This window comes from Clostridium lacusfryxellense (assembly GCF_018861735.1).
GTDB classification, from domain to species: domain Bacteria; phylum Bacillota; class Clostridia; order Clostridiales; family Clostridiaceae; genus Clostridium_AD; species Clostridium_AD lacusfryxellense.
Map to the genome: position 1 here is coordinate 78,596 of NZ_JAHLEB010000006.1, position 24,741 is coordinate 103,336.

The 24,741-nt window shown below is 30.3% G+C and carries 26 protein-coding genes and 1 riboswitch; of the genes, 9 read left to right on the plus strand and 17 right to left on the minus strand.

The window, feature by feature from the left end; genetic code table 11:
* Nucleotides 1-25: 25 nt before the first annotated feature.
* The 5 genes from KPL55_RS05730 to KPL55_RS05750 form a co-directional block, all read right to left on the minus strand.
* Complete coding sequence (locus KPL55_RS05730) at nucleotides 26-1,072, minus strand: mannose-1-phosphate guanylyltransferase (protein ID WP_216305740.1); 1,047 nt, start codon at nucleotides 1,070-1,072, stop codon at nucleotides 26-28.
* Between the two features lie 14 nt (nucleotides 1,073-1,086).
* Nucleotides 1,087-1,758 carry a sugar transferase gene (locus KPL55_RS05735; RefSeq protein WP_216305741.1) on the minus strand — a complete coding sequence of 224 codons (672 nt, stop codon included), beginning with the start codon at nucleotides 1,756-1,758 and terminating at the stop codon, nucleotides 1,087-1,089.
* Complete coding sequence (locus tag KPL55_RS05740) at nucleotides 1,742-1,939, minus strand: hypothetical protein (RefSeq protein WP_216305742.1); 198 nt, start codon at nucleotides 1,937-1,939, stop codon at nucleotides 1,742-1,744. Before KPL55_RS05740 ends, KPL55_RS05735 begins: the two co-directional genes overlap by 17 nt.
* A gap of 186 nt (nucleotides 1,940-2,125) precedes the next feature.
* A complete protein-coding gene (locus KPL55_RS05745) occupies nucleotides 2,126-2,428 on the minus strand; it encodes a hypothetical protein (protein WP_216305743.1) in 303 nt (100 codons plus the stop codon).
* Nucleotides 2,429-2,520: 92 nt separating this feature from the next.
* Nucleotides 2,521-2,673, minus strand: a complete 153-nt coding sequence (locus KPL55_RS05750; protein WP_216305744.1) for a hypothetical protein — start codon at nucleotides 2,671-2,673, stop codon at nucleotides 2,521-2,523.
* Between the two features lie 333 nt (nucleotides 2,674-3,006).
* On the opposite strand from KPL55_RS05750, the gene KPL55_RS05755 reads away from it, so the two are divergent.
* The gene (locus tag KPL55_RS05755; RefSeq protein WP_216305745.1) at nucleotides 3,007-3,273 is read left to right on the plus strand and encodes a hypothetical protein; all 267 of its coding nucleotides are present in this window, start codon (nucleotides 3,007-3,009) and stop codon (nucleotides 3,271-3,273) included.
* Nucleotides 3,274-3,302: 29 nt separating this feature from the next.
* On the plus strand, nucleotides 3,303-4,280 hold the full coding sequence (locus KPL55_RS26520; protein ID WP_312887231.1) for a VanW family protein: 978 nt from the start codon (nucleotides 3,303-3,305) through the stop codon (nucleotides 4,278-4,280).
* Nucleotides 4,281-4,407: 127 nt separating this feature from the next.
* Here KPL55_RS26520 and KPL55_RS05765 read toward each other — a convergent pair whose 3' ends face one another.
* The 9 genes from KPL55_RS05765 to KPL55_RS05805 form a co-directional block, all read right to left on the minus strand.
* Complete coding sequence (locus KPL55_RS05765; protein ID WP_216305747.1) at nucleotides 4,408-5,427, minus strand: acyltransferase family protein; 1,020 nt, start codon at nucleotides 5,425-5,427, stop codon at nucleotides 4,408-4,410.
* A 300-nt stretch (nucleotides 5,428-5,727) separates the two neighbouring features.
* On the minus strand, nucleotides 5,728-6,441 hold the full coding sequence (locus KPL55_RS05770; protein ID WP_216305748.1) for an acylneuraminate cytidylyltransferase family protein: 714 nt from the start codon (nucleotides 6,439-6,441) through the stop codon (nucleotides 5,728-5,730).
* 78 nt (nucleotides 6,442-6,519) lie between these two features.
* Complete coding sequence (locus tag KPL55_RS05775; protein WP_376770427.1) at nucleotides 6,520-7,971, minus strand: lipopolysaccharide biosynthesis protein; 1,452 nt, start codon at nucleotides 7,969-7,971, stop codon at nucleotides 6,520-6,522.
* Nucleotides 7,972-8,083: 112 nt separating this feature from the next.
* Complete coding sequence (locus tag KPL55_RS05780; protein ID WP_216305750.1) at nucleotides 8,084-9,031, minus strand: 6-hydroxymethylpterin diphosphokinase MptE-like protein; 948 nt, start codon at nucleotides 9,029-9,031, stop codon at nucleotides 8,084-8,086.
* Between the two features lie 3 nt (nucleotides 9,032-9,034).
* Complete coding sequence (locus KPL55_RS05785; RefSeq protein WP_216305751.1) at nucleotides 9,035-9,733, minus strand: CatB-related O-acetyltransferase; 699 nt, start codon at nucleotides 9,731-9,733, stop codon at nucleotides 9,035-9,037.
* A gap of 526 nt (nucleotides 9,734-10,259) precedes the next feature.
* Nucleotides 10,260-11,267, minus strand: coding sequence for an SH3 domain-containing protein (locus KPL55_RS05790; protein WP_216305752.1), 1,008 nt, complete (start codon nucleotides 11,265-11,267; stop codon nucleotides 10,260-10,262).
* A 77-nt stretch (nucleotides 11,268-11,344) separates the two neighbouring features.
* A complete protein-coding gene (locus KPL55_RS05795; RefSeq protein ID WP_216305753.1) occupies nucleotides 11,345-14,338 on the minus strand; it encodes a SpoIID/LytB domain-containing protein in 2,994 nt (997 codons plus the stop codon).
* 143 nt (nucleotides 14,339-14,481) lie between these two features.
* The gene (locus tag KPL55_RS05800; RefSeq protein WP_216305754.1) at nucleotides 14,482-15,414 is read right to left on the minus strand and encodes a polysaccharide deacetylase family protein; all 933 of its coding nucleotides are present in this window, start codon (nucleotides 15,412-15,414) and stop codon (nucleotides 14,482-14,484) included.
* 54 nt (nucleotides 15,415-15,468) lie between these two features.
* Nucleotides 15,469-17,193 (minus strand): InlB B-repeat-containing protein, encoded by a 1,725-nt coding sequence (locus tag KPL55_RS05805; protein WP_216305755.1) that lies wholly within the window; start codon nucleotides 17,191-17,193, stop codon nucleotides 15,469-15,471.
* Nucleotides 17,194-17,637: 444 nt separating this feature from the next.
* Here KPL55_RS05805 and KPL55_RS05810 point away from each other — a divergent pair, with 444 nt between their 5' ends.
* The 6 genes from KPL55_RS05810 to KPL55_RS26285 all read left to right on the plus strand — a co-directional run bounded on the left by KPL55_RS05810 (nucleotide 17,638) and on the right by KPL55_RS26285 (nucleotide 20,676).
* Entirely contained in the window at nucleotides 17,638-18,600 is a 963-nt protein-coding gene (locus tag KPL55_RS05810) for a DnaD domain-containing protein (RefSeq protein WP_216305756.1), read from the plus strand.
* A 52-nt stretch (nucleotides 18,601-18,652) separates the two neighbouring features.
* A complete protein-coding gene (locus tag KPL55_RS05815; protein WP_216305757.1) occupies nucleotides 18,653-19,186 on the plus strand; it encodes a sigma-70 family RNA polymerase sigma factor in 534 nt (177 codons plus the stop codon).
* An 80-nt stretch (nucleotides 19,187-19,266) separates the two neighbouring features.
* The gene (locus KPL55_RS05820; RefSeq protein ID WP_216305758.1) at nucleotides 19,267-19,491 is read left to right on the plus strand and encodes a DUF1659 domain-containing protein; all 225 of its coding nucleotides are present in this window, start codon (nucleotides 19,267-19,269) and stop codon (nucleotides 19,489-19,491) included.
* A 70-nt stretch (nucleotides 19,492-19,561) separates the two neighbouring features.
* Nucleotides 19,562-19,798: a DUF2922 domain-containing protein gene (locus tag KPL55_RS05825; protein WP_216305759.1), complete on the plus strand. Its 237-nt coding sequence runs from the start codon at nucleotides 19,562-19,564 to the stop codon at nucleotides 19,796-19,798.
* A 172-nt stretch (nucleotides 19,799-19,970) separates the two neighbouring features.
* Nucleotides 19,971-20,054, plus strand: a riboswitch (cyclic di-GMP riboswitch).
* A 94-nt stretch (nucleotides 20,055-20,148) separates the two neighbouring features.
* Complete coding sequence (locus KPL55_RS05830) at nucleotides 20,149-20,343, plus strand: hypothetical protein (RefSeq protein WP_216305760.1); 195 nt, start codon at nucleotides 20,149-20,151, stop codon at nucleotides 20,341-20,343.
* Nucleotides 20,344-20,544: 201 nt separating this feature from the next.
* Nucleotides 20,545-20,676, plus strand: coding sequence for a hypothetical protein (locus KPL55_RS26285; protein WP_281418805.1), 132 nt, complete (start codon nucleotides 20,545-20,547; stop codon nucleotides 20,674-20,676).
* 94 nt (nucleotides 20,677-20,770) lie between these two features.
* Here KPL55_RS26285 and KPL55_RS05835 read toward each other — a convergent pair whose 3' ends face one another.
* The 3 genes from KPL55_RS05835 to KPL55_RS05840 form a co-directional block, all read right to left on the minus strand.
* Nucleotides 20,771-22,219, minus strand: coding sequence for a flippase (locus KPL55_RS05835; protein ID WP_216305761.1), 1,449 nt, complete (start codon nucleotides 22,217-22,219; stop codon nucleotides 20,771-20,773).
* Nucleotides 22,220-22,613: 394 nt separating this feature from the next.
* Nucleotides 22,614-22,739 (minus strand): hypothetical protein, encoded by a 126-nt coding sequence (locus KPL55_RS26290; RefSeq protein ID WP_281418806.1) that lies wholly within the window; start codon nucleotides 22,737-22,739, stop codon nucleotides 22,614-22,616.
* Between the two features lie 176 nt (nucleotides 22,740-22,915).
* Nucleotides 22,916-23,311, minus strand: a complete 396-nt coding sequence (locus tag KPL55_RS05840) for a DUF1523 domain-containing protein (protein ID WP_216305762.1) — start codon at nucleotides 23,309-23,311, stop codon at nucleotides 22,916-22,918.
* A gap of 424 nt (nucleotides 23,312-23,735) precedes the next feature.
* Here KPL55_RS05840 and KPL55_RS05845 point away from each other — a divergent pair, with 424 nt between their 5' ends.
* Nucleotides 23,736-24,725, plus strand: coding sequence for an LCP family protein (locus tag KPL55_RS05845; protein WP_216305763.1), 990 nt, complete (start codon nucleotides 23,736-23,738; stop codon nucleotides 24,723-24,725).
* Nucleotides 24,726-24,741 lie beyond the last annotated feature (16 nt).

Genomic DNA, 24,741 nt, shown 5'->3' on the forward strand with positions numbered 1-24,741 from the left:
GCTTATTTATAACTGTAAAATACATTTAAATTTTCGACTTAAATGATCTTATATTTTCCATATCTTCTTTCTTCCCAACAAATATCATATCATCACTTTCAACCACAAATATATCCTCAAGCCCTGAGATAACTATAGTTTTACCATTACTAATAATCATGTTATTACTGCAATCAAATTTACGTACGTTCCCCACACAAACATTATTATTGTTGTCTTTCTCCCTATACCTCTCAACAGCTTCCCAGCTACCCACATCATCCCATCCAAAATCTCCCTGAATAACGTATATGTCTTTTGCCTTCTCCATAATTCCAAAATCTACTGATATACTTTCAACATTATTATACTTTTCTTCTAATACTCTATTATAATCTTCATCACAGGTGGCTGCTATTTCACTTAGAACTTCAAAAGTATTTAACAGATGTTTCCTTGTAAGTCTTAAGATATTGGCAGCCTTCCAAATAAACATCCCACCATTCCAAAGGTAATTTCCATCTTTTAAATACTCTTTTGCCGTATCTAAGTCTGGTTTTTCAACAAAATTTTTAACTTGACGTATTTCACATCTATTTATTTCGCATTGCTTATAGCCGTAATTTATATATCCATAACCTGTTTCAGGCCTATCCGGTTTCATACCTATTGTAACTATTGCCTCAATATTTTTATCCACAAAATCATCAGCACAATTTAATACTTCCAAGAAATTTGCCTCATGTTTTATAATATGATCTGATGGTAATACGACTATTGTAGCATCATCATATATTTTGTTAATATAAAAAGCAGAAAGCGCTATGCATGGTGCTGTATTCTTCCCTACTGGTTCTATTATGATGTTTCTTTGTGACAAGTTAGGTAACTGTTCTTTAACTAAGTCCGTATACTGCATACCTGTTACTATAAATATTCTTTCTATCGGGATAAGTTTTTCTAATCTTTTCACACTCATTTGAATCATCGTATCTTCACCAACAAGATTCAAAAACTGTTTTGGTTTTTCCTCCGTAGATAAGGGCCAGAACCTAGTTCCTTTTCCACCTGCCATAATTAAAGCACATAACATTTTAGCATCCTCTCCTATCTAGCCCCTTGTTTCCTAATCACAGCTCCAAAAGTCTTCAAAATAATCTTCAAATCCATGCAAATACTCCTATTATCTATATACTCCATATCTAGTCGCACTCTTTCATCATAGGTTGTATCACTTCTACCACTTGCTTGCCAATTCCCTGTAAGGCCTGGTTTTACACTTAATAGCTTGTCCCCATATATTCCATAATTCTCAATTTCTCTTTCTATTATTGGTCTAGGTCCAACAATAGACATATTACCCTTTAAAATATTTAATAATTGAGGTAGTTCATCTAGGCTTGATTTTCTTAAAAAATGTCCAAGTTTAGTTACTCTTGGGTCATTTTCAAGTTTAAAACTTTCATCAAACTCTATCTTTTGTTTTGGTGTTAATTGCTTAAGCAATTCTTCTGCATTTGGCAGCATGGTTCTAAATTTATAAACTTTTATAAATTGGCCGTACTTACCTAACCTTTTATGTCCAAAAAAGACAGGTCCACTTGAGTCTAACTTAATGCAAATACCAACAAGAATCATTACAGGACTTAATAATAAAATTCCACATAAAGCTCCTACAATATCAGTTAATCTTTTAATTCTTACATATCCTGCATTTTTCTCATACTGCCCTACAATTTTCACCTGTGTAGTCCTTAATTCCCTATCCAATTCCTGCATTTACATCCTCCCCCTCTTTAGTAATATTCAAATTAGTATGACCTTCTGCCACCAATAATTTAAAATTAAATTTAAACTTTATTGTTATACTTGAAATAAAACTGTTCATCTTATTCAACATACTTTCTATAACTAAAATTCGACTCATTATGTAATTTAATTCTTCCTCACTATATTTCATAGTATATCACATCATAACATTTACAAAAAGTTTTCTTTTTCCATGATATCGTAAAACTAGTTGTACTTAAATTTTAATTACTTTTGGATAATAGTTATGTATTAGTCAAATATTACACCTACACGAAAAAAGCTCTGACAAAAACACAGAGCCTTTATATAAACATATTATTTTTTTATTCATTAATTATTTATTCATAAAGAAAGCAAAAGCATCTGTGGAGGCAGTTTGCCCCATGTTTCGTACATGAACAGTGTTCCCTTGATTATCTGCAACATATGCCAAAGTATAGCTTCCACTATTAACCCATCCCATAAATGCAAAAGTATGAGTTGAGTATCCAGATCCACCTGAAACTGTAAAGCAAATACTTCCTCGTGTAAGCTTTTTGATATTATAATTAGATGACCATCCGTGTGAACTTAAATAACCTAAATACTGCCTTGTATTGCATGTCCATATTGGAACCGCTATTCCTATTCTTCTCATTGCTTCACTTGAAAAATAAACGCAGTTATTAGAATAATCTCTACTAAGTACACTTCTGACATTAACTGCAGGGGTTAAATAAGCTGCTAGCTTTACCTGGATTTTGTTTGATTTAAGCCATTTGCTGCGGCAATTTTATCAGCTTGTATTTTTGCAAGTCTATCTGATTTTATTTTAGCTGATCTATCTGCTTCTAGGTTAGCTAATCTGTCTGCTTCTACTTTAGCTACTCTATCCCTGCCCAATCATTACTTGTAAAGCAAATACTTAGTATTAAGTGTAACTATTTTGTAACATTTTTTTTATAATAATGAGATATACTATAGATAGATGAAAACAGCATGTCCTAATATTAATTTTATAATGTGCACTCTCTACCTATTGGTTTATTATTCATATTCCTTTAATTTAACCATTCCTAAATTCGAATAATAATTCAACATCACCCCAGTAGATAATGTAGTTTCATGCATTAAATATTAAATTTAATCTATATCCAAACTGTTGTAAAATATATTTAAAAGTTCTACTATTATATGTGGAATATATTTATTACTATAAAAAGAGGTGCGATCATCATGGCTTTAAACACTATTAACAAAAATAATAATAAGAAGAAGAAGAATAATAGAAGAAAATCAGTATTACTTATAGTCAGGATACTCGGTTCACTAGTTGTGTTACAAAGCGTTATTATGCATAACGCCATATCAAAATATGAACCTAAAATATACCCAGAAGTGTGGGCTAACGATATAAATATAGGTGGAAAAACAAAGGAGGAAGCCAAGAAGGCTTTGGTTAAAAACCATAGTGATGTTATTGCTAAAAAAACATCATTATAAAAATAAGTGACAAACAATATACTATTATTATCTCTAAACTTGATATGAAATATAATTACGATACTACCATTAATACTGCTTATAATCTTGGCAGAAATAACAATGTAATAAAAAAATATTTTGCTATAACATCCCCTGATGAAAATAAACTGAAACTCACTTATACATATAATTTTTCAATTATAGATAGTGTGATTGAAAATATTGTTAAAGAAAATAGTAAAAAGATAACAAATGCCGCTATTATTAAAAATAATTCAGGTAACCTTGTAGTAACTAAAGATAAATATGGTCTCAGTGTTGATTCTGAAAGTATAGTACAAGCTATAAAAAGTAAAATTAATAATATAGATAATGAAAAAGATTTAGTAATCATTTCTGAATTAAAGAAAATAGACCCTAAAATTAAAACAAGCGACTTACTAGGTGTAAATACGAGGATATCTAGCGTTACTACTAATTTTAGATATTCCAATCTGAACCGTTCTGAAAACATTAGAGTTGCTGCCGCTGCAATTAATGGAAAAACACTTATGCCAGGTGAAGTTTTCAGCTTTAATGACATTGTAGGTGCTAGAACTATTGACAGAGGATTTAAAACAGCAAAGGAAATTATAGGTAACAAAGTTGTAGACGGCATAGGTGGTGGGGTGTGCCAAGTTTCTACTACACTCTATAATGCAGTGCTTAGAACTAATCTAAATTCTGTGGAAAGGTACCAGCATTCATTAAAATCTAGCTATATAGGTGCTGGCCTTGATGCTACAGTTGCCTACGGACTTCTGGATTATAGGTTTAAAAATACCTATTTTTATCCTATATATTTAGAATCCAGCGTATACAATAAAAATGTAACGTTTAGTATCTACTCAAATGAAAGTCTTAATAGTAAAACTTATGATATTCTTAATGAAAGAGTTGGCAATAGTATCCATGTATCTAGAATCACCTACAACAATAATAAGTTCTTATCAAAAGTTTTACTTTATACAGATAACATTCACTAAACAAAAATCTACCTTAACTAGAAATTAAGGTAGATTTTTTAAAGCTTAAATCTATACTAATTCCGTATTTCCTGTTTACATCTTTAGTCTTTTTATTTTGACTTTGAAAAATCGGAATAAGGATTGTTTATAATAAATCTTTGTTTAGAGTATTAAGTTTTATCTTATACTTTCTACCCAACATAAAAGGTAAAAAATTAGTTATAACATATATTGCGGGTATAAGGGTAATCAAGGTAATAATAGTAAATATACCAGTATGTACCAATGGCGGAAGTTGCTCATTATGAAAAAATACCAAAAGTTTAGATAAACATTGTATTACTTGAATTTGCAAGGCGAGAATTATAAGAGTATTTCTTCCAATATATGATAAAACAAATGATTTTTGCATTATTTGAGAAGCTAAACAAACAGTTGTGATACCCGCAAAGGCTGCACAGTAGAAATAATAATAGTTTCTATAAGCATTCCCCAACATATCTACTCTTGGAACTAATTTATGACTTGCGACTAAACTAATAATAAAAAATGCCATCACAATGTCTGTTTTTGATAGGTGTTTAAGTTTATCAACTGAGATATTAGAACACTTTATTAAAAAACCAGCTCCATAAAAAACAATACCAGTAAGCGCTATATCGGCTCCCCAATATAAGCGGGTTGTATCGTATTGACTTCTATAACCTACTATTGAAAATATTATTAATATAAGTATTATTAACTGAGGTTTCTTAATAAATTTTGATATTAGATAGAAAGCAATTTCAACTACAAATAAACACGGCAAGAACCAAAGTGCAGTGGGCATATAATTTATATTTCCATAAGAAATCAATTTTAATGCGTTGAAAAAATTTGCTGGAGCATGATAATTGTTAGTGAAAATATTAATTATATAATCAAAAATTGCAAATGCGAAATAGGGTACCACTAAGCTTTTTATTTTAGCAATGAGAAATTTTATAAAACTATGGTACTTGTTTATTTTAAATAAGTAACCAGATAAAAAGAAAAACAATGGCATATGAAATGAGTAAATATAGTTGTTAATTTTTACAGGAACACCTGTATGCCCTAATATAACTAATAGCATTGCAATACCTTTTGAAATATCAATCCAACTTATTTTTTTGTCAGTAATCATTATAGTAATCCCCCTATAAAATGCTTATAACACAAAGATGTTATACTATTATCTTGTGCTTTTGTAAATTTGTAATGGTGTGTTTTTTTAAAGTATCCTATAGAATTTGAACTTAAATTGACGATAGGTATAAAGAATTACTCTTTATACCTATCGAATATTACACCAAGTCAAAGAACTACTAAAATTAAAATTTTAGTGGTCCGCATTTCCGACTGTATTCATTTTTTAAAACAAGCTAATTCCAATACTCAGACTGACATCGTTAATCCTTTTATTGGTTAAGAACAGCCTCTTTTGCTAATCCGTATAATTCTCCATTATCCATTCTTTGGCTAAGTGTAAATCAATTCTGCTATGAATATCTATAGACTCGGCGATCTCATATGGCAATATTTTATTTCCCATAAAGCTCCAAGGCGCTTGACCAGTTCCATCAGATAGTAATGTTTTAACATTCAGCACCCAAAAATTATGTGACAAGAAATAACATATAGGCAGATCCTGTCTATTGGTAGATATCTCCCCAGTTATATTTTTCTCATACATAGATAAAGTCCCATCGTTATTTAAACTTTTGGCTCTAAGCGGATGGTGATCGTTATCTTGGTAAACGGGTACTACTGCAGACACAGTCATGTCATTTTTCATCATTTTAACACACTCCGTAACCCATTCAGATTTAACAGTTACGTTATTTGCAAGTAAAACAACTAATATATCAGGTAAATTATTCTCTTGTTTCATAATTCCAAGAGCATGTAAAATACTATCCACATGTTGGGATGTAGGTAAAGCTAATTCAGCGGGTCTTACGATTGACTTATATCCCATTTCCAGTGCAGCATTTAAAATTTTCTCATCATCACTGCTACAATACCAATCCGTTACTTCCTTAGAAACGTGACCTGCTTTTGCTGGATAATACAAAATAGGCTTTCCTAATACATCCAAAATATTCTTATCACGTAATGTACTATTTCCTCTCCCTGTCAATAAAACTGTTGTTTTCATTTGTAATCCCTCCATTTATTTATTTTTAGTTGCCCACTTGATCATTGTATTAATAGCATCATTGTAGAATGGGCTCCTTTATTCCTTTATTTGTTTAATTGTGGTTAAAATATCTTTTCTTTTTATAATCATAATTACTAATACAATTACGATTATGATATACCTAATAATAAAGTAATCATATAAACACATTATTCCAAAAGATGCTAAAATTAATATAAGTGAACTCAGAAAAATAAACCTTATATCATATATTTTCTTATTAGTAATCCTAATCATAAAAAAGTAATGCATGAAACTAAATATAATATAAGAAATTAACGTAGTATACGCCGCTGCAATATACCCGAATATGGGTATAAATATAATATTCAATATAACATTAGCTACTGCAGCGATTATACTAGCGACCATAATAAGTTTTGTCTTCTTATAATAAAACTCTATATTTGCAAAAAGAGTATATAGAAAAGTAAAATACACCCCTAGTACTACAGGTGGTACAACCCATATTGCTTCATAATAACTCGGAGCTGCGAGAATTCTAATTATTTCTGGTGCTAAAGAAACAAAACCAACACATGCTATCTGGCAGAATATAACTATATAATTTGTTAGCCTTTTTATATCTTCATATTGTTTATCTCTCATTTTTTTAAACGTCCAAGGAATCCATGACGCATTTATAGACGTCCAAACTATAGTAATCACCGACGCCGCTGAATATGCTACTCCATACAAACCAGCTTCAGCATTACCAACCATTTTTGAAATTAATATCTTATCTGATTGTGCTAAAACAATATTAGATAAGTAATGTGGTATTAAAGGAAGATTAAAAGACAACGCATATTTCCAATATTTATAATTAAATGCAGTTTTCCCTTTTAGTATTATACTTATATACATTATCACGCTTACAATTGCTGTAAAAATAAAACCGCCTATAATCTTACCTACAGCCTTATCCCCGGCCATATTTGTAACAATTAAGTATGAAAAAACTGCTCCAAATATAGTTATAAATACACTTATCGTTACAGATAGTTTATATTTATAATTAAACCTTTGTTGCGCCATCCAAAATCCCATAGCTGAGTTAAGCAATATAGCTAAAAACATAATGTATATTAAAACAGTAGGTAAATTCAGTAACCTTGTTATCCGTGATTGAAATATTATATATATAGTAAAAAATATACATGTTGATAGTGTTGTTAAAATTAACATTGATGAAGTAAACTCATCAATCTCATCTTTAAAATCTAGCATAGCATTATAATATACGCCAGCAGTAAGAGATAATGTTATAATTACGCTTAATATTCCATACCACGACAAATATACATTTGTAATTCCATAATCATTTTGTGATAATATTCTTGTAAATATTGGTGTAGTAATTATACTTATTGATTGTTGTAATGTACTTCCTATCATAAAGAAAATTGATGCTTTGACAGGAGCTGAAGCATTTTTAATTGTATTTCTTATATTCGTGTATCCATTTGATATAAATGAAAATTTAATCTCTTACGCCTCCCTCATATTTATTTATGATTATTTCTCATTAACTAGTTGTTTATTAATCTACTTTGTTGCATTCCTGTATATCATAAGGCATTGCTATATATCTTATAGCTTATTCGGACTTTGTTACTCTATGAGCAATTACAGCTTCATAATTTTCTCTTGGTATAGAATCAATAATCGTTTTACCGGAACAATTAACAAGCTTAATGTTTCTTTTTTTGCAATATTCATTAAATACTTTATACAAATGAAAAATCCCTGTCCAACCAGCAAATTCCGTTTCAATTTCAGATGTTTTACGCACACTCTTAAGCCTCTCAATTTCATTTTGAGAAACCTTATATCCATATGTATCAGTACTATCTTTACCTAATGCTGTATTTATACCAGTAATTATCCCCGTAGAATCGCACCCTAGTAAATATATTTCAGAAAACCCCATATAAATAGCAAAAGCAATGCCCCATTGTACAACAGTTTGGAACCTAGGAATAAATTTTGTGAAATCTATATCTTTATTATACTCATCATGAAAATACAACTTGGAGTTATAATAATTAATATCCATATATTTATCTAACTCAAATTTTCGTACAAACTCCTTAGCTTGTACCGGTAAAAAGCATTTAGGAATATTGTCTTCTGTATTTAAACTCTTAAATACTTCAAGCAATTCCATATCTTCTGGTTTATCAGGTGAAAGATTAAAAAAAACAGGATCTGCCCAAAAATGGTAATTAGTTTTTATATTTTTAAAATTAGTATTTCTAACAGCTTGATTAACAGTAATTACATATTCATTCTCCAACAAAGCTAAATCCTGATCGTTTAATGAAGGCCCATTACCAAGTACAAAACAGCGCTCTCCTTTATGTATATTATGATACTTCTCATTTAGTGTAATTAATTTATATTCTTTCTTTTTAATAATTTTATATCTTAACATACCTAGCGTTTCATTTCCAAAATTAACAAGTTTATTATATTTCGCTAACATTCTCTTTTCATTCATTTCCACATAACCTCGCTCATCTAAATTATTTAAATCTAATACCAAATTTTATTGTTCAAATTCATTATTTGAATTTACTTTACAAAACTTTTCTATATCATTAAAGAGATATGCATTTTTTTCTATCCATTCAAAATCTTTATTCCACCACTTGAACTCCATTAAGAAATTAATTTGCTTCTGAGTATGCCTTTTTTTAATTATTTTTGCTGGAACACCTCCCACAATTGTATATGGTTCAACATCCCTAACTACAAGTGCTCCAGCTGCAATTACAGCTCCGTCACCAATTCTTATACCATCCAATATTTTCACTCCGTAACCTACCCATACATCATTTCCAATATCTACATAGAACCGATTATCATTATCTACATATTTAAATTCATCATATATGTTTTGTTTACTAAATGTAAATCCTGCTTGTTCACTAGCCGAAAAAAAAGTTGGATGTGTAGACACAAATTTGTCCGTTGGATGTCTTCCACATACAATTCGTATGTCTGGCCCAATAGAGCAATATCTCCCTATTTTTGTATTATTAATAACTGATTTTTCTGCAATATAAGTTCCTTCTCCAACTACTACATTTTCTAGGACAGCCATTCTATAAACTTTATTATTACCCATAAATTCGCTTTTTCTATTATATCTAACACTTTTATCTATAAATACATGTTTTTTTCTCAAAAAATACCTATCAATATTCATATACAAAGCTCTAATAACGCTTTTAAATATCCCCATTTTTGATTGTCACCATTCCTATATATTTATTTAGCCATTACATGTTTCTAAAATATTCTAACTCTCACTAAATTGTAAATAGTTTGTTAATTAAATTTCTCCCAATTTCTACAAAATTCACTTATTTAATTATATAACCTTGCCAATTTAATGTCAATTTATAAATTCTCCAATTTACTCCTTTAATATTCCTATACTTTAAAATACATCAATTTCTTAATTACTTTAAAGTTTTCAATAAAATATAATGTCATTAAAGCCTTGTCTATCAATGGTTCGTCATTATGCGCCTATCGACTTAAACCGAGTTACTTGAAGTTTTTTATTCTTAATTTAGTAAAAAAATGGTTCTTTTCCTATTCTTTTTTATATCTAGTTAAAAAGCAAACCCAACTTCAACAAAAGTTTAACACAATTATAATATAAAAGTCGCATCCCAATAGAAAGGTACTAGCATTCACTAAAAAATCTACCTTAACTTATAAGTTAAGGTAGATTTTTTTTAAAACTTAAATGTAAAGTCTATTTACATCTTTAGCACTTCAGACATAGGTCCTTCAATAATTATTGGACTTTTAGATGGCTTTAACCATTTTAAAATATTTATTACATTAGCCTGAGCCGTTGCAGTACATCCTGCTGTTCCATGTCCTGCCCCTGTCCATACGTGAAAGAATATACCAGAACCTTTCCTTGGCACTCTCTTGGCAGTGTTATAATTTATTACAAAGCCATAATTATATGGAGGTATATACATTTTCTCCGCAGACTTCCATCTGCCATTCACAGGTCCCTTTTGCCATGTATTGTACAATGGTGATTTAATATCATCTACCCAAAAATCATTAGTAGTGCTTTTCCTATAGGTCATTGAAGTACCTGGATTTGAATATCTACCAAATGCCGTACCCAATGAAAAAATACCTATCGGAGAATGCCCATCACCTTCAACTTTATTATATATAAAACCTTTATATCCTACGCTACCAATAAAAGAGGCAACTTGTCTCCACTTCCCATTGGCATTTTCAAATGTAGTTATAGTAGCATTTATGCTACTATAACCGCTAGTAGTTACAACTATAGCTTGCTTAGCATTTCCCTTGTTCTTTATCTTTTCTATTAATAATTTAGGTTTTGGTGCCACAACAATAGTTGATGGCTTAGCTGTTATTTTAACGTACTGAGCACTTATATATCTTGTTTTACCACCATAAGTTATTTTGTAAAAATTATTTATCTTTCCGATCATAATAACCTTAGTTCCTTTTTTCATGTTTGCCACCGAAGAATATTTTGCTCCTGCCCCACTTCTTACATTTAAACTACTAGCCGTTGTTACTCCATACTGTGTTTTGTATACACTACCAAATACTTGTATATTTTTATCCATTCTACTTGTACTTCTATTATTATTGACACTGTCCATACTTACTACAGCTACCAATGCAAAACACATAATAGCGGTCAATATAACAACCTTTGTTTTTAATAAACCTCGCTTAAATCCTTCTAGAATCTTAATATTCTTCAATTTTATCCCCCCAAAAGCATTCATTTCACACTTTTTCACCTTAAATATGCAATAAGCACAAAATATATTTTTACAATTTATGGTTTTACATATACCAAAACGCTCCAATTGCTATATACCCTTAATGTTCCAACAATTCTGTATGTTCTCATTTTATAGTAATATGTCTTTCCTGTTATTAGACCTGAATTTGTATAATTTAAACTTGTAGGTTTCGTTAATAAGCTATAAGTTCCAGAGCTTGAATCAGCTCTATACACCTCATACCCATTTGCTCCGGATACGCTGCTCCAAGCAAGCTGAATACTTTTAGAACTAATTCGAGTAGCTTTAACACTTATAGGGACAGATGGAATTGGTTTTGAATTTACAATAGTTAAAAAATAACTGTAAACTTTAACAGTACCAACCATCCTGTATGCTCTAACTTTATAGTAATAGGTCATATTTGTTGTAAGTCCAGTATTATTATAGCTCGTACTGGTAGTCGTAGTCACTAAAGTATAAGCTCCATTACTGGCTATTGATCTATAAACTTCATATCCAGTTGCTCCATTTACTGCACTCCAACTAATATTAATACTATTATATGATGATGATATTGCTTTTAGTGATCCAGGCATAGAAGGTATTGATTTTAAGCTTATTGTAGTAGAATATCCACTATATACTTTAACAGTACCAACCATCCTATATGCTCTAACTTTATAGTAATATGTGCTATTTGTTGTAAGTCCAGTATAGTTATAACTTGCTTGCGAAGTAGTTGATATTAAAGTGTATGGGCCTGCACTAGCTGTTGCTCTATAAACTTCATATGCACTTGCTCCATTTACTATTCCCCAACTAGTATTAGTACTATTATATGAATATGATGTTACTTTGTAACTTATCGGTGTAGTTAGTATTGGTTTTGCATTCACCACAGATGAAAATCCACTGTACACTTTGGTAGCCACAACCAATTTATATGCCTTTACTTTATAGTAATACGTAGTATTCGTTGCAAGTGCAGTGTTGTTATAACTCGCTTGCGCAGTCGTTGATATTAATGTGTATGTTCCTGAACTGGATGTTGATCTGTAAACTTCATACCCACTTACTCCAGTTACAGAGCTCCAACTAACATTAATATTATTGTATGAAGATGCTATAGCTTTTAAATTTGTTGGTAGTTGAGTTGCAGCAGTTATCCACTTTGCATGTAGTGTTGTATTTGCAATAACTTTATCAGTTGCAAAGTTCCATGCATTTAAATATCCGACTTCTTTGTACCAACCACTAAATGTATAACCGGTCTTTGTTGGTGCACCTGGAGCTATTATTACACTGTTATAATTTGCACTTATATTACTTATCAGGTTTCCACCTTGACTATTTAATGTAACTGTATATTTATTTATTGTCCATTTTGCATATAGTGTTGTATTTGTAGTCACTTTATCAGTTGTAAAGTTCCATAAGTTTAAACATCCAGTTTCCTTGTACCAACCACCAAATGTATAGCCTGTCTTTGTTGGTGCAGCCGGAGTTATTATTGCACTGTTATAATTTACGTTTATATTACTTATCACGTTTCCACCTTGACTGTTCAATGTAACAAAGTATTTATTTATTGTCCATTTTGCATATAATATTGTATTTGTAGTCACTTTATCAGTTGTAAAGTTCCATGCATTTAAACATCCAGCTTCTTTGTACCAACCACCAAATGTATAACCTGTCTTTGTTGGTGCAGCCGGAGCTGTTATCGCACTATAATTATTCGTAATTTTACTACTTGCTACACTTCCACCTTGGCTATTAAATGTAACTGTGCTGTTAGTTATAACAACATTTAATAACGTTGTGCCATCGTAATAAAATTTGAGAATATCCTCAAAACTTTGTCCTGCAGTAGCCCTGTTTCTTGCCCCAATTTGACTCATACCTACCCCATGACCAATACCTTTGCCATCAAAGCTATAAGTTTCAGTGGTCGTAGACGTAGCAGGATAATATACCACATTATAAAGGGCACTTTTTAAATTTAAAAAAGTTCTTGCAGCCTCTTTACTGTAATTCAAGATATATTGAGTTCCTACTGAATTTTTAAAAATCAAGCTAATGTTTTTAATCCTTCCACTATCGAATTTTGTAATTGTATTAGTATCTATTTTTACAAAGGTGTCGGTTGGTTGAACTTTTAAACTCATTTTGAATAAACTATTTATTTCCTCATTAGTAAATGTTTTTTTCCATAGATAATTTACATCGTAACCATCATAACTATCCTGTTTTGCTTTTAAATAACTTAATGAATTAGTCCATACATTTCCAGAATCCTCTGTATATCCTCCATCACTTGCGGAATAAAAGGCCGTAATAAGGTTACCTCCACTTAGCAATACCTTGCCTTTAGTAGAATCTACAGCTGCATTTACATTTAAATTCACATATATTAACGGTTTTTCATAACCTCCATAAACTTGGCAATCAATTGTATCGCAAATACTATATCCTGTTTTGTTTATATGCTTGCTTACATTAGCCAAAGCATAGTTTCTAGCGGCTACCGCTTGAGCTTTAAGTGCTTCGATAGGAAAATAATCGGACATTTCTAGGCCTACTACACCTTTTAAATAATCTTCTATATATACGGTATTGACAGGTATCACCAATGTATAAATTGGTAGGATATTTGAAATCTTTGAAATTTTATTACTGGGAATGGTTTTAAAAGTCATTACTCCCAAATAACTTCTAGAATAACTAGAAACTATCTTTATAGTATTCGAAGCATTTTTTGGAATAAAACTTATATTATCATACAAAACTCCATTTAAATCTATTTTTGCTCCACTAACTTTTAAAATATAACTTGTACCACTTTCGTAAATAACTCCATTTAATGTATAATCACCATTAAAAGTTATATTTAATTGAGTTCTACTCGCCATACTCTCCAGGCCAACATTAATATTCTGATTGCTATAATAATCCGAACTTGTAAAAGCGTGTACATTACGTGCTAAAATAAAAACACAAGCCAGCAATGCCACTGTAAATATTCTAAATCTATTTCTCACCATATTCGCCCCCTTATTATTTATATTAATTTATATTAATTTAATTTCATTAAATTTGAGATTAAATATTATATTCACTATCTATTATAATAATCGTAAAAAAAAAAGATTACTGAATACAGAAATCTTTATTTATGATTATTTTCTTATTTTAATTTTCTTGCTAGGGTAGATGTTGTATCTGATACATTTACAAATATTCTGTTAACTGAATATACATTGTCTGCTCTCGAAGTTAAACCTGCTTCTGTACTTAATCCCAGAGTACAACCTGCAACCTTTGCAGCTTTTATTGTGTTAGAATTATATGAACCATATGGGTACGCTATATAGTTTACTTTTCTTCCCAATAGTTTCTCTAACACTTGCTTTGTTTTAGTTATCGTTGTTAATTGATTTGCATAAGTTAAAGTTGCTAATTTTTCATGCTTATTAGTATGATTCTCTATCCTAATACCATTTGCATCCATAGCTTTTATCTGCTTAGAAGTTAAAAATCGTTTATTTGTGTCTATATAGGCTGCTATCATAAATACAGTTGCCTTCTGTTTATTTGCTTTTAATATTGGATAGGCTAATGTATAATTACTTACATAACCATCATCGAATGTTATTACTACTGGCTTTGAAGGTAGTGATGCTTTATTTTTTAAATAATTATTTAACTGATCCATTGAGATTGTATTGTAGCCATTTTTTTTCAGGTAGCTCATATGTGCCCTAAACGTCTTTTGTGGTATTATTAGTGGATTTGAGCTTTTACTGGCTATAGTCAAATTATGGTACATTAACACTGGAATTTTCACACTCGTTACTATTTGTGTACTATTCACTAATTTAATGTAATGACTGTCTACATAACCCGTTTTGCCCTTATAACTTACTTTATAAAAATTGCCTACTTTTCCAAGTGTGTTTACCTTCTCATTCCTTGAAAGTGATCCTAGAACAGAAGACGAAACCGATGCCCTCTGCCTTACACGTAACGCAGATGTGTTTACTACCCCACTAGCTGCTAATACTATCTGCGAACTTAATAATAGTAATATCATTACTATAAAAGCTATCTTTTTTTTCATATTTGTTATCCCCCAATGTTATCTATAATCCTTAGCTAATTATACTTACTTTTGTTAATTGACCCATATTAATGAGCCTCTAGGCATTTTGTCATAGACCCATTTCGCCATATCCACCGGCATACGAATGCATCCATGAGAAACTCTTTTACCTATCGTTCCATCAACTACTCTCCCAGAGTTAGTTAAAATTATTGAATGTAGCATGTAATTTCCACTATACCTTGTCCAATATTTTACTATTGTTCGAGATCCTGCAACAAAAGAATATCCTTTATCTTGAATTGTGAACAATCCTCTCTTTGATGGTGTTTTATTGTTACCCGATGCACAGGAATATGACTTCACTAAAACCCAATGCCCCGCGCTTCCAGTAAAGATATTAACTCTTTGCCTATTTAGATCCACCCAAGTAAAATAATTTGTATTACTAACGAAATTACTTGTAGTATTTGCATAAATTTCAAGTTGATTTTTACTCATGTATTTCTTATTAGTAGCTGGGTTTGTTGGTACAGAAACTTTTTTACAGGCCACCCAAATTTGAGTCCCATTAGGTTTTCTAATTAAAAAGCGATTATTACTCTCATCTTTTATTTCTACTTTTAACCCAGCATACTTTCCATATACCGGATTGGGTTGTACTAAATTAACATAAACAATTGTTGTGTTTATTTTAGAAACAGCTATCATAAACCCACTATATGCTCTTATTTTCCCAACAGTTCGGTATGACCTCACTTTATAGTAATATGCTTTCCCTGTTATTAACCCCGAATTTACAAAATATGAACTTGTTGTTTTTGATACTAAACTATAAGTTCCTGAACTTGAAGTAGCTCTATATACTTCATAACCATTTGCTCCCGGCGAGGTGCCCCAGGTAACTTTAATTGATTTAGTATTAATTCTACTAGCCATTACATTTAAAGGCGCCACTAATAATGGTCTCGAGCTAACTGTATTTGAATAACCACCATACACTTTAACACTACCAACCACCCTATATGCTCTAACTTTATAGTAATAAGCCTTGCTTGTTGTAAGACCATTATTATTATAACTCGTTGCTGTGCCCCTTGTTAATAAAGTGTATGTTCCTTTACTCAATGCTGCACTGTAAATCTCATAACCACTTGCTCCATTTACCCCTTTAAAACTAACCTTAATACTATTAAATCCATTCGTTTTCGCAGTAATTCCTGTTGGAACAGCTGGAGCTGTAACTATCCACTTCGAATATAGTGTTATATTCGATGTTACTTTATTAGTTGCAAAACCCCATACATTAAGACATCTAGCATCCTTGTACCAACCACCAAAGGTATAACCCGCTTTTGTTGGTGTAACCGGAACTGTAATTAGACTGTTATAATTTGTTATCTTACTTGTTACTGCACTTCCACCCTTGTTATTAAATGTAACAACATAGCTATTTATTTTCCATTTTGCAAATAGTGTTACGTTTTCAGTTATTGCTGTATTCGTAAAATTAAACAGATTTGCAAAGGTAGTATTATCTTTATACCAGCCTCCAAATGTGTAGCCAGTTTTTGTAGGAACTGCTGGCGTAATGGCTTTTCCATTGTATTCAACTGACAGACTTGTTCTAGCTGAACCTCCGTTTGAATTGAAGCTTACGTTAGCATGACTAATGGTTGTACCTTTCTCAGCATTATTTACTACTGTTGGTGCTATTGTGTTCGATGCTGCATTTGCAATCGCAGGAATATTTATAAACAATAGCATTAGAGATATCGTTATTAATGTTTTTTTCAACTAGTCCGCCCCCCTGATAGATAAGTATTATAATTTGGTCAATAATACAATTTATGTTACTAATTCAATTAATATTATTGTATTATAATTATCAATTTATGTAAATATAATTTTATCATGCCTTACTTTGTAGCTCTACTTCTCAACATAATCGCAATTGATTTATTTAAAATAAATCAATTGCGATTATGTTGCGCTAAAATAAATAAATCTAATATTTCTATTGACAAGTTACTTTTAAAACATTAAACTAAATTTAATATGTTGTGTATAAATAAACCATATAAGTAATTTATATGTATAATACTTTAGATAAGATTAATTATATGCATTGTTTATACAAAATAAACCTTCACTGTAAATGCAGTGAATATTTTTAACCACCAAGTTGTTTTCAAGACAATGGAACGTTAGTTTCATTGATATTAAGGGGGAATAAATATAATGGCAAAATACAGACAGCTTTTTACAGAATTCTGGAGTGATAGCTTTATTCTTGAGCTAACTCCTGATGAAAAACTTTTCTATGTATACCTTATATCAAATCCAAAAACTACTCAGTGCGGAATTTACGAACTAAGTAGTAGAATAATAGAAATAGAAACAGGTCTCAACAAAGAAACCGTAGAAAAGCTTCTTCATAAATTTTGTGAAAGTAATAAAATTTTATATTGCCCAGCTACAAAGGAAATCATGGTGATAAATTGGATGAAATACAATGTACCTAACAATATAAATAGTATCAAATGTGTTAACCGCGAAATCGCCAGGGTAAAAAACAAAGAATTCCTTAAAATTTTATATAAGAAATGCGAATTTGATCAATTAGATGTAACTAGTATTTTTCAAAACATTGTGATAGAGGAATCTAATGATTACGAGCTCCATAGCCCTTCTACAAATAATTTACAAGCCCCTTGCAAGCCCGTCACTAGTAATAGAATAAGAAGTAATAAAGAAAAAGTAATGAATAAAAAACAAAAATTAAAAAATAAAGAAGAAGTAGCAGTAGTTCTTAAACCTGAAAATAATTTTGCAGATAGCTCTGATGGTTTAAAAGGTGTAATTAAAGTATTTGAAGAAAATGTACATGCTATCACACCTTTGGTATATAAAAAAATATTAGAATTTACAAAACACGTAAGTAACAATGTCATAATTATGGCAATAGATGAGGCTGTAAGTCATCAGGTTAAAACTATTAACTATATTTCTAAAATATTAAATAGTTGGATAAAAAATGGAATAAAGACAGTTCAACAGGTAATAGCCTATCAAATACAGTGGGCTAATAAAAAGACGATTGTGCCAATCAAAAGTTTTAAACCCAATGGTTTTTGTGACTATGAACAACGAACTTATGACTTTGACCTCCTAGAAAAAAAGCTATTAGGTCTACCTCTCTAGTTTGTTATTTTTAAATATTAACTTTATAAAAAATTGTAAGGCGGTGTATTTTATGGAAACTCTAGTTGAAAAGGCAAAATCTAAAGATAAGTTTGCTATGGAGAATATAATAGAAAAATTTAACTATCTTATATTCAAAGAGTCAGCAAGATACCATATTCCTGGCTATACTACTGAGGATTTAATTCAACATGGCTACCTTTCCGTGATAAAAGCTATAGCATTGTATAAACTAGGTAGCAACACTTTCAATGCCTACTGCATAAACTCTATAAGAACCAACTACAAAGCCTTATTAAAAGGAGAAATAAAACATTTTCGTGAAGTTCCAAATAACGATATGTTAGATTTTGATCTATCAAGTAATTATGAATTCACCTTAGAGGATGAGGTAATAGCCTATGCAGAAGTAGAAAAACTGTATATCTCTTTAGAAACCCTTGAACCCTTTGAACGCAGAATATTAGAAAGGTATTATATTTTAGGACAATCACTCGGAGAAATTGCTTGTGATAGCGAAAAAAGCTACTACTACTTTGCAAGGATCAAGAAAAAAGCACTAAAAAAATTAAAAGCACTTATGTAGATATATATTAAAAACTCGCGCACAAACTTTTGCAGCAACATATATATTCAGTGAACACAAATTAAAAGGAGTGATTTAATATGGCAGTTGTATCCACAAAGGTAGCCAGTGCATTAAAACTTACAATGAAGGTAGGAATTGATGTTAATGGCAAAGACAAATTTGTAACAAAGACAATGGGTAACTTAAAAGTTACTGCAACAGACGAGGACATATTTGCAATAGGACAAGCTATCTCTAACATCAAAACTTATCCACTATTCGGCCTTGACAGACAAGATCAGTACAGCCTAGTAACGGAATAGTTTGCAGCTTAAGATCTAAATAACAAAATCAAAATTTTAAAGTTTATTAATTTAAAGGGGGACAAGTAATATGCATAATTTAGTTTTGAGATTTTTAACATCTATAGAAGGTAAGTATTTCACTTTAACAGTGGATGATATCAAAGCGGATGAGTCAGGACTACCAACTGTAACAAAAGCTGAGGTTAACGCTCTAATGGACTTAGTCATAACAAACAACATTTTCGCATCAGCAAATGGTAACTTAACTGGCAAGAAAGATGCTAAAATAGTTACTACAGATACTAGCATAGTTGATGTAGCTTAGTTAGTAATATAGCGCCTCTTATGAGGCGCTATATTTTGTTTTTCTACAAAGTAATGTAAGTTTTTAACTGACTTCCTATTTTAATGTCTTATTTTGTCAATAATTAGAATACGATAACTTCATAAATTAAAAGGTATTATTTATAATTATAGAGAATATATATATGTATAAGTATATTATGGGAAACGAAGAAATGCGTTCTTTATCTGGGCACCTGGAGCGTATGGAGTTTATGGTGCAACCCACCCGATCTGTTTAAGCAGATTGGTTTTTTTTATGTTTTTTTTGAAACTTTATTAAATAAAACTGTAATAATATATTGAGTGTAAAATAAAGGGAGGAAGTCTAAAATGTATTTTAAAGGACTATTCACAAAAAAGATATCCATAAAAAAAGGGGTAGATTTACTTTCCGAATATTGCAAAGTAAACGGATTTGATGATAATACCCAATGGAAGAAGACTACACATTCTAAAGGAATATTTGCATATCACAGACATTCAAATAAACTGATATCAAATAAACTGGGTGTCATGTCATCCTAGTCGTGGAAGTCAAAACTATAGTGTATGGATCGACTTAGTAACTAAAGATATAATTGAAATTGCAAGGTAATATATATCTAAAAACTTCTCCTGGCTACCTAGTTGCATAGTAATGCAACTAGGTAGCTTTTGTTTAATATAAACTTATTTGGATATAATTCAAAAGGAATACTATATTAAATAAGAAAGGATGTAGTTCTTATGATAAAATTTATAATTATAATACCCATTGTATATATTCTATTACTTAGCCTAATGAAAGCCGCAGGGAAGAATAGACCTATAATGCCTGATATTAAAGGTAATGAGGATAAAGTTAATGAAGAAAAGTAACCCCCAAAATATTATTTACTTTGGGAGTCACTTTAATGTTATACCATCTCTTATTTCAATTACTCTATATTTCTTTTCTGCTATTCATCAATAGCTATCTTACAAACTTCTGCTTAACTTTCCCAATAACAAACATCATTACTTTCTCCTTCATCAATAAAAGTACTATAAAATAAACCATAGCACCAACTATTGCACTAACTGCAAACGAAATGATTAGATTATCAATTGAACTGCAAATATAAATAACTATGGCACTCATCATAAATGCTGAAAAAACATAGCTAATCGAAGATTTATTTATAAATTTAATTTCTTTATAATCTAATTTCTTTTTAGCTACATAGTATCTCATACTTACAGCGCTTATTTCCGCAATTACTTGAGTAATACCGGCCCCTAAAAAACCAATTTTAGGGATTAATATACTGTTAAAAATCAAACTCAAAAAGCTCGTTATAATAGCACAATGTAACCCAATCTTTTCTTTTCCTGAAGCAATAAGAACCTGATTTTGTAGAAATGAAGATAAAGGTGAAAATATTATCGTAAGTGATAAAACCTGCAATAGAAACGTTGCCTGCAAAAACTCCTTACCTCCAAGTATGTACATAATATTAGGTGCTAAGCATATACATGCAAATGAAATCGGTATAGTTATCCACGAAATAAAGTTAGGAACCTCGCTCAAAAGCTGCCTAAATTTCTTTTTATCATTTCTCAAGTAATATGAAGCACGTGGTAAAGTCACATTTGATATTGCCGTAGATACAGAAATAGCCATACCAACAACGGTTTTACTTCTATTCATAAAGGCCACTGATTTTGTATTAACTAAAAACCCTAAAAGAGCTTGGTCTATATTTGTGTAAATGCTAACTACAAATGTATGCATAAAAAAAATGCTTAGAGTCTTAATATGCCTTAAAGGATTGATGTTTCTAAAATTGAGTTTCACAAATTTTCTACTATAAATATAATTTAAAATCCAACTTAAGCCGGTCGCTAATACACTGATTAGTCCATATATAATATAGTGTTCCGCTTTATTAATAAATATAAAAATACATATTAAAGAAATTATCTTAAAAAAAGCACTTCTTATTGTAATATACCGATACTCTTCAATACCTTGATAAAACCAATCAATATCAAACATATTTAAAATGATGCTTAATGACATAATTACAAATAGCGATATTTCAGAACTAAATTGAGGAACATTAAAAATAAAAACATAATAGACAACAGCAACAATCAATGACAATGCTCCATTAATTAAAACAATTTCTGAAAATAGTTTGTTAAGCTTCTCTTTATTATCACGTACTTTCGCAACTTCCCGAACCCCATATGTACTTGTACCGAAAATAGCAAATAAAACAAACCAATTAACAATAACCGCCGCAAAATTAACTTTCCCCAAATTTGACGCACCCAATATTCTTGAAACATACGGCGCTGTTATTAGTGGAAATAATAAATTTAATCCTGTATATATAAAGTTGTATACTACATTTACTAATAATGATTTCTGTTTCATAAATTATTTCCTTTCAGTAACAAAGCTATAACTTAATTACTATAAACTTATCATTTGTATTTTAACATCCGAAATAAATTTCTAGCATACACCAACATCTTTAGAGGTCACACCCTCCGGGTCGACTTGTCTATACGATAATCATTCACGTAAAGTTCACATTACCAGATTGTTTTATTATATCATATTGACTTTTTATTTACACTACTTTTTAGATATTAGAAAATGTCGTAATTTTTTTCTTCTATTCTTTTCCCATCTCGCAACTTTTCAAGTCTACTTATTCTCTTTTAAATCTGACTCAGATGTACCCTAAAAAATAACCACTCTCTTGATTCCCATTTTATCACTCCTACATTTAATTTTCTTTTAATTACTATTTAGTAATTCTATATTATTGTAGCTTTTTCATATGCTGTACTTCAACGGTTTTAATTTGTGCTGCTGCATCTGCTCCACCAGATACGAAAAGTATTAAATGAACTTTATGTTTTCCTGTTATATTTATAATAGTATACATTTACGTTGATAATATAATTATCAACGTTCCTACTTTTAAAAAACAAGTTTGATATTTTACGAACACAATTTTGTTATTAATTTAAAAACATCTTCTTTTTAACACTTATTATTTTGTTAAAAAGCTATACATCTTATAATAAATATCAAAAATAGCCATCCTCTTGATTAGAATGGCTATTTTTGAACTGTTTTTATCCCATAAACTTTTATAATATTTTTATAAGATGATATTAAAGGTAAGTTAAAGCCATATGTTATAATTTCATATTTTCTATTAACTGTGAGTCCCCAGTACACATCCTCAGAATTAATTTTAAATTCTAATAAACTATTAGTATTTTTAAATACTTTTAAACTACCGTCCTCCATTTGTGTATAAATTAAATATGTTTCGGTATTATCACGTCTTACTATTCGTTTATTTGCAATGGTTACTACATAAGTACTTCTAACAAAATGAGGAAATAACATAATTAGACCTAGTATTATAATAATGCTTATTATTACTTTTACTATAATAAATTTCAGGAAATTAGTTTTTCTAAATTTATAAGGAATATTTTTTATCATAAAATCTCCTTAATTTTCTATATTTGTTAACTATTAAAAAAAAGGCAAGAGACATATTATACATGTATAATATGTTTCTTGCCTTGCTTATGTTCCGCTATTTAATAATCTTTTTCATAAATATATTTTATGTCCAGGTCCGAACATTTCATTTTCAGTCATCATTTTTTTCTGTTTGCTAAAAGTTTACATCCCCCGGGCGGCTTTGTGAGGAGCGCAGTGACGAGCTTGCTTATATCAATACCCATTGATGAATAGTGGACTTAGCTTGTACTATGTTATACTATTATACTAACTTAATAGGAGGTGGCCATTCGCTTGTTATAGAGAGCCTAAAAAATTACTGAATGTAAGATGAACCAAAATACATAGATTATTATAATTTAGTAGCATGAATATTACTTATGATGGGAAGGTAAAAAACATGAACAGTAAGAAAAAAATGAAACCTTGGAAGAAATTTATTTTAAGTTTGTTTTCTATAATTGTATTGGTTGCTGGGACTGCATTTGGTTCCACACTTTATCAACTTAGCAAAATAGAAACTAAAACAATATCGAAAACAGATAGTGATTTAGGTGTTAATCCTAAAAAAATTCAAGAAAAAAAAGAGGAAATCAAAGTAACAAACATTGCTTTATTCGGTGTAGATAGAAGAAATAAGAATGAACCAGCTAGGTCGGATTCTATAATGATACTTTCTATAGATGAGAAGAACAAAAAAATTAAAATTTCCTCTATTATGAGAGACACATATGTAAAAGTAAAAGGTCATGGTGAAACAAAGATTAACCATGCATACGCTTATGGTGGTCCAGAGCTTGCAATAAGAACTCTTAATGAGAATTTTGATTTAAACATTAGAGATTATGCGACTGTTGATTTTTTCAATCTTGAGAAAATCATAGATGCTATTGGTGGAGTAACTGTAGATGTTAAAGGGAATGAAGTTAGTTTAATAAACAGCTATATGAGTGAAACTGCTACTATTGAGAATAAATCAATATCGAGAATTTCAAATTCGGGATCACAGACTTTAAACGGAATGCAGTCTGTTGCATATACGCGAATACGTTATACTGATGGTGGTGATTTTGTGAGAACTGAAAGGCAAAGAACTATATTGTCTGGTATTTTCGCAAATATTCAGTCGCTAGGGGCAACGAAGTTTCCATCTGTTGTTTCTAAACTTTTACCTTTGACTGAGACAAGCATGAATAGTCTAGATATAATAAAACTTGGCTCAAAAATGTTTTCTTCAAATATTAAGACCTTGGATCAAGAAAGATTTCCAAGGGAAGACTACTCTCATGATGAAACGATAGATGGAGTATGGTATTTAGTAGCTGATATGAAAACTACTGTAGATCAGCTTCATAATTATATTTATGAAGACATAAAGCCAAAGAAATAAGACACAGTATATTCAT

Excerpts from the sequence above, each read along its gene's own strand:
- KPL55_RS05730 (WP_216305740.1), bottom strand. The coding sequence starts at position 1,072 with ATGTTATGTGCTTTAATTATGGCAGGTGGAAAAGGAACTAGGTTCTGG.
- KPL55_RS05825 (WP_216305759.1), top strand. The coding sequence starts at position 19,562 with ATGCATAATTTAGTTTTGAGATTTTTAACATCTATAGAAGGTAAGTAT.
- KPL55_RS05800 (WP_216305754.1), bottom strand. The coding sequence starts at position 15,414 with ATGAAAAAAAAGATAGCTTTTATAGTAATGATATTACTATTATTAAGT.
- KPL55_RS05810 (WP_216305756.1), top strand. The coding sequence starts at position 17,638 with ATGGCAAAATACAGACAGCTTTTTACAGAATTCTGGAGTGATAGCTTT.
- KPL55_RS05785 (WP_216305751.1), bottom strand. The coding sequence starts at position 9,733 with ATGGGGATATTTAAAAGCGTTATTAGAGCTTTGTATATGAATATTGAT.
- KPL55_RS26285 (WP_281418805.1), top strand. The coding sequence starts at position 20,545 with ATGATAAAATTTATAATTATAATACCCATTGTATATATTCTATTACTT.
- KPL55_RS05765 (WP_216305747.1), bottom strand. The coding sequence starts at position 5,427 with ATGATTACTGACAAAAAAATAAGTTGGATTGATATTTCAAAAGGTATT.
- KPL55_RS26290 (WP_281418806.1), bottom strand. The coding sequence starts at position 22,739 with ATGTATACTATTATAAATATAACAGGAAAACATAAAGTTCATTTAATA.
- KPL55_RS05840 (WP_216305762.1), bottom strand. The coding sequence starts at position 23,311 with ATGATAAAAAATATTCCTTATAAATTTAGAAAAACTAATTTCCTGAAA.
- KPL55_RS05845 (WP_216305763.1), top strand. The coding sequence starts at position 23,736 with ATGAACAGTAAGAAAAAAATGAAACCTTGGAAGAAATTTATTTTAAGT.
- KPL55_RS05835 (WP_216305761.1), bottom strand. The coding sequence starts at position 22,219 with ATGAAACAGAAATCATTATTAGTAAATGTAGTATACAACTTTATATAT.
- KPL55_RS05755 (WP_216305745.1), top strand. The coding sequence starts at position 3,007 with ATGGCTTTAAACACTATTAACAAAAATAATAATAAGAAGAAGAAGAAT.
- KPL55_RS05735 (WP_216305741.1), bottom strand. The coding sequence starts at position 1,758 with ATGCAGGAATTGGATAGGGAATTAAGGACTACACAGGTGAAAATTGTA.
- KPL55_RS05740 (WP_216305742.1), bottom strand. The coding sequence starts at position 1,939 with ATGAAATATAGTGAGGAAGAATTAAATTACATAATGAGTCGAATTTTA.
- KPL55_RS05830 (WP_216305760.1), top strand. The coding sequence starts at position 20,149 with ATGTATTTTAAAGGACTATTCACAAAAAAGATATCCATAAAAAAAGGG.
- KPL55_RS05795 (WP_216305753.1), bottom strand. The coding sequence starts at position 14,338 with ATGGTGAGAAATAGATTTAGAATATTTACAGTGGCATTGCTGGCTTGT.
- KPL55_RS05820 (WP_216305758.1), top strand. The coding sequence starts at position 19,267 with ATGGCAGTTGTATCCACAAAGGTAGCCAGTGCATTAAAACTTACAATG.
- KPL55_RS05815 (WP_216305757.1), top strand. The coding sequence starts at position 18,653 with ATGGAAACTCTAGTTGAAAAGGCAAAATCTAAAGATAAGTTTGCTATG.
- KPL55_RS05770 (WP_216305748.1), bottom strand. The coding sequence starts at position 6,441 with ATGAAAACAACAGTTTTATTGACAGGGAGAGGAAATAGTACATTACGT.
- KPL55_RS05745 (WP_216305743.1), bottom strand. The coding sequence starts at position 2,428 with ATGAGAAGAATAGGAATAGCGGTTCCAATATGGACATGCAATACAAGG.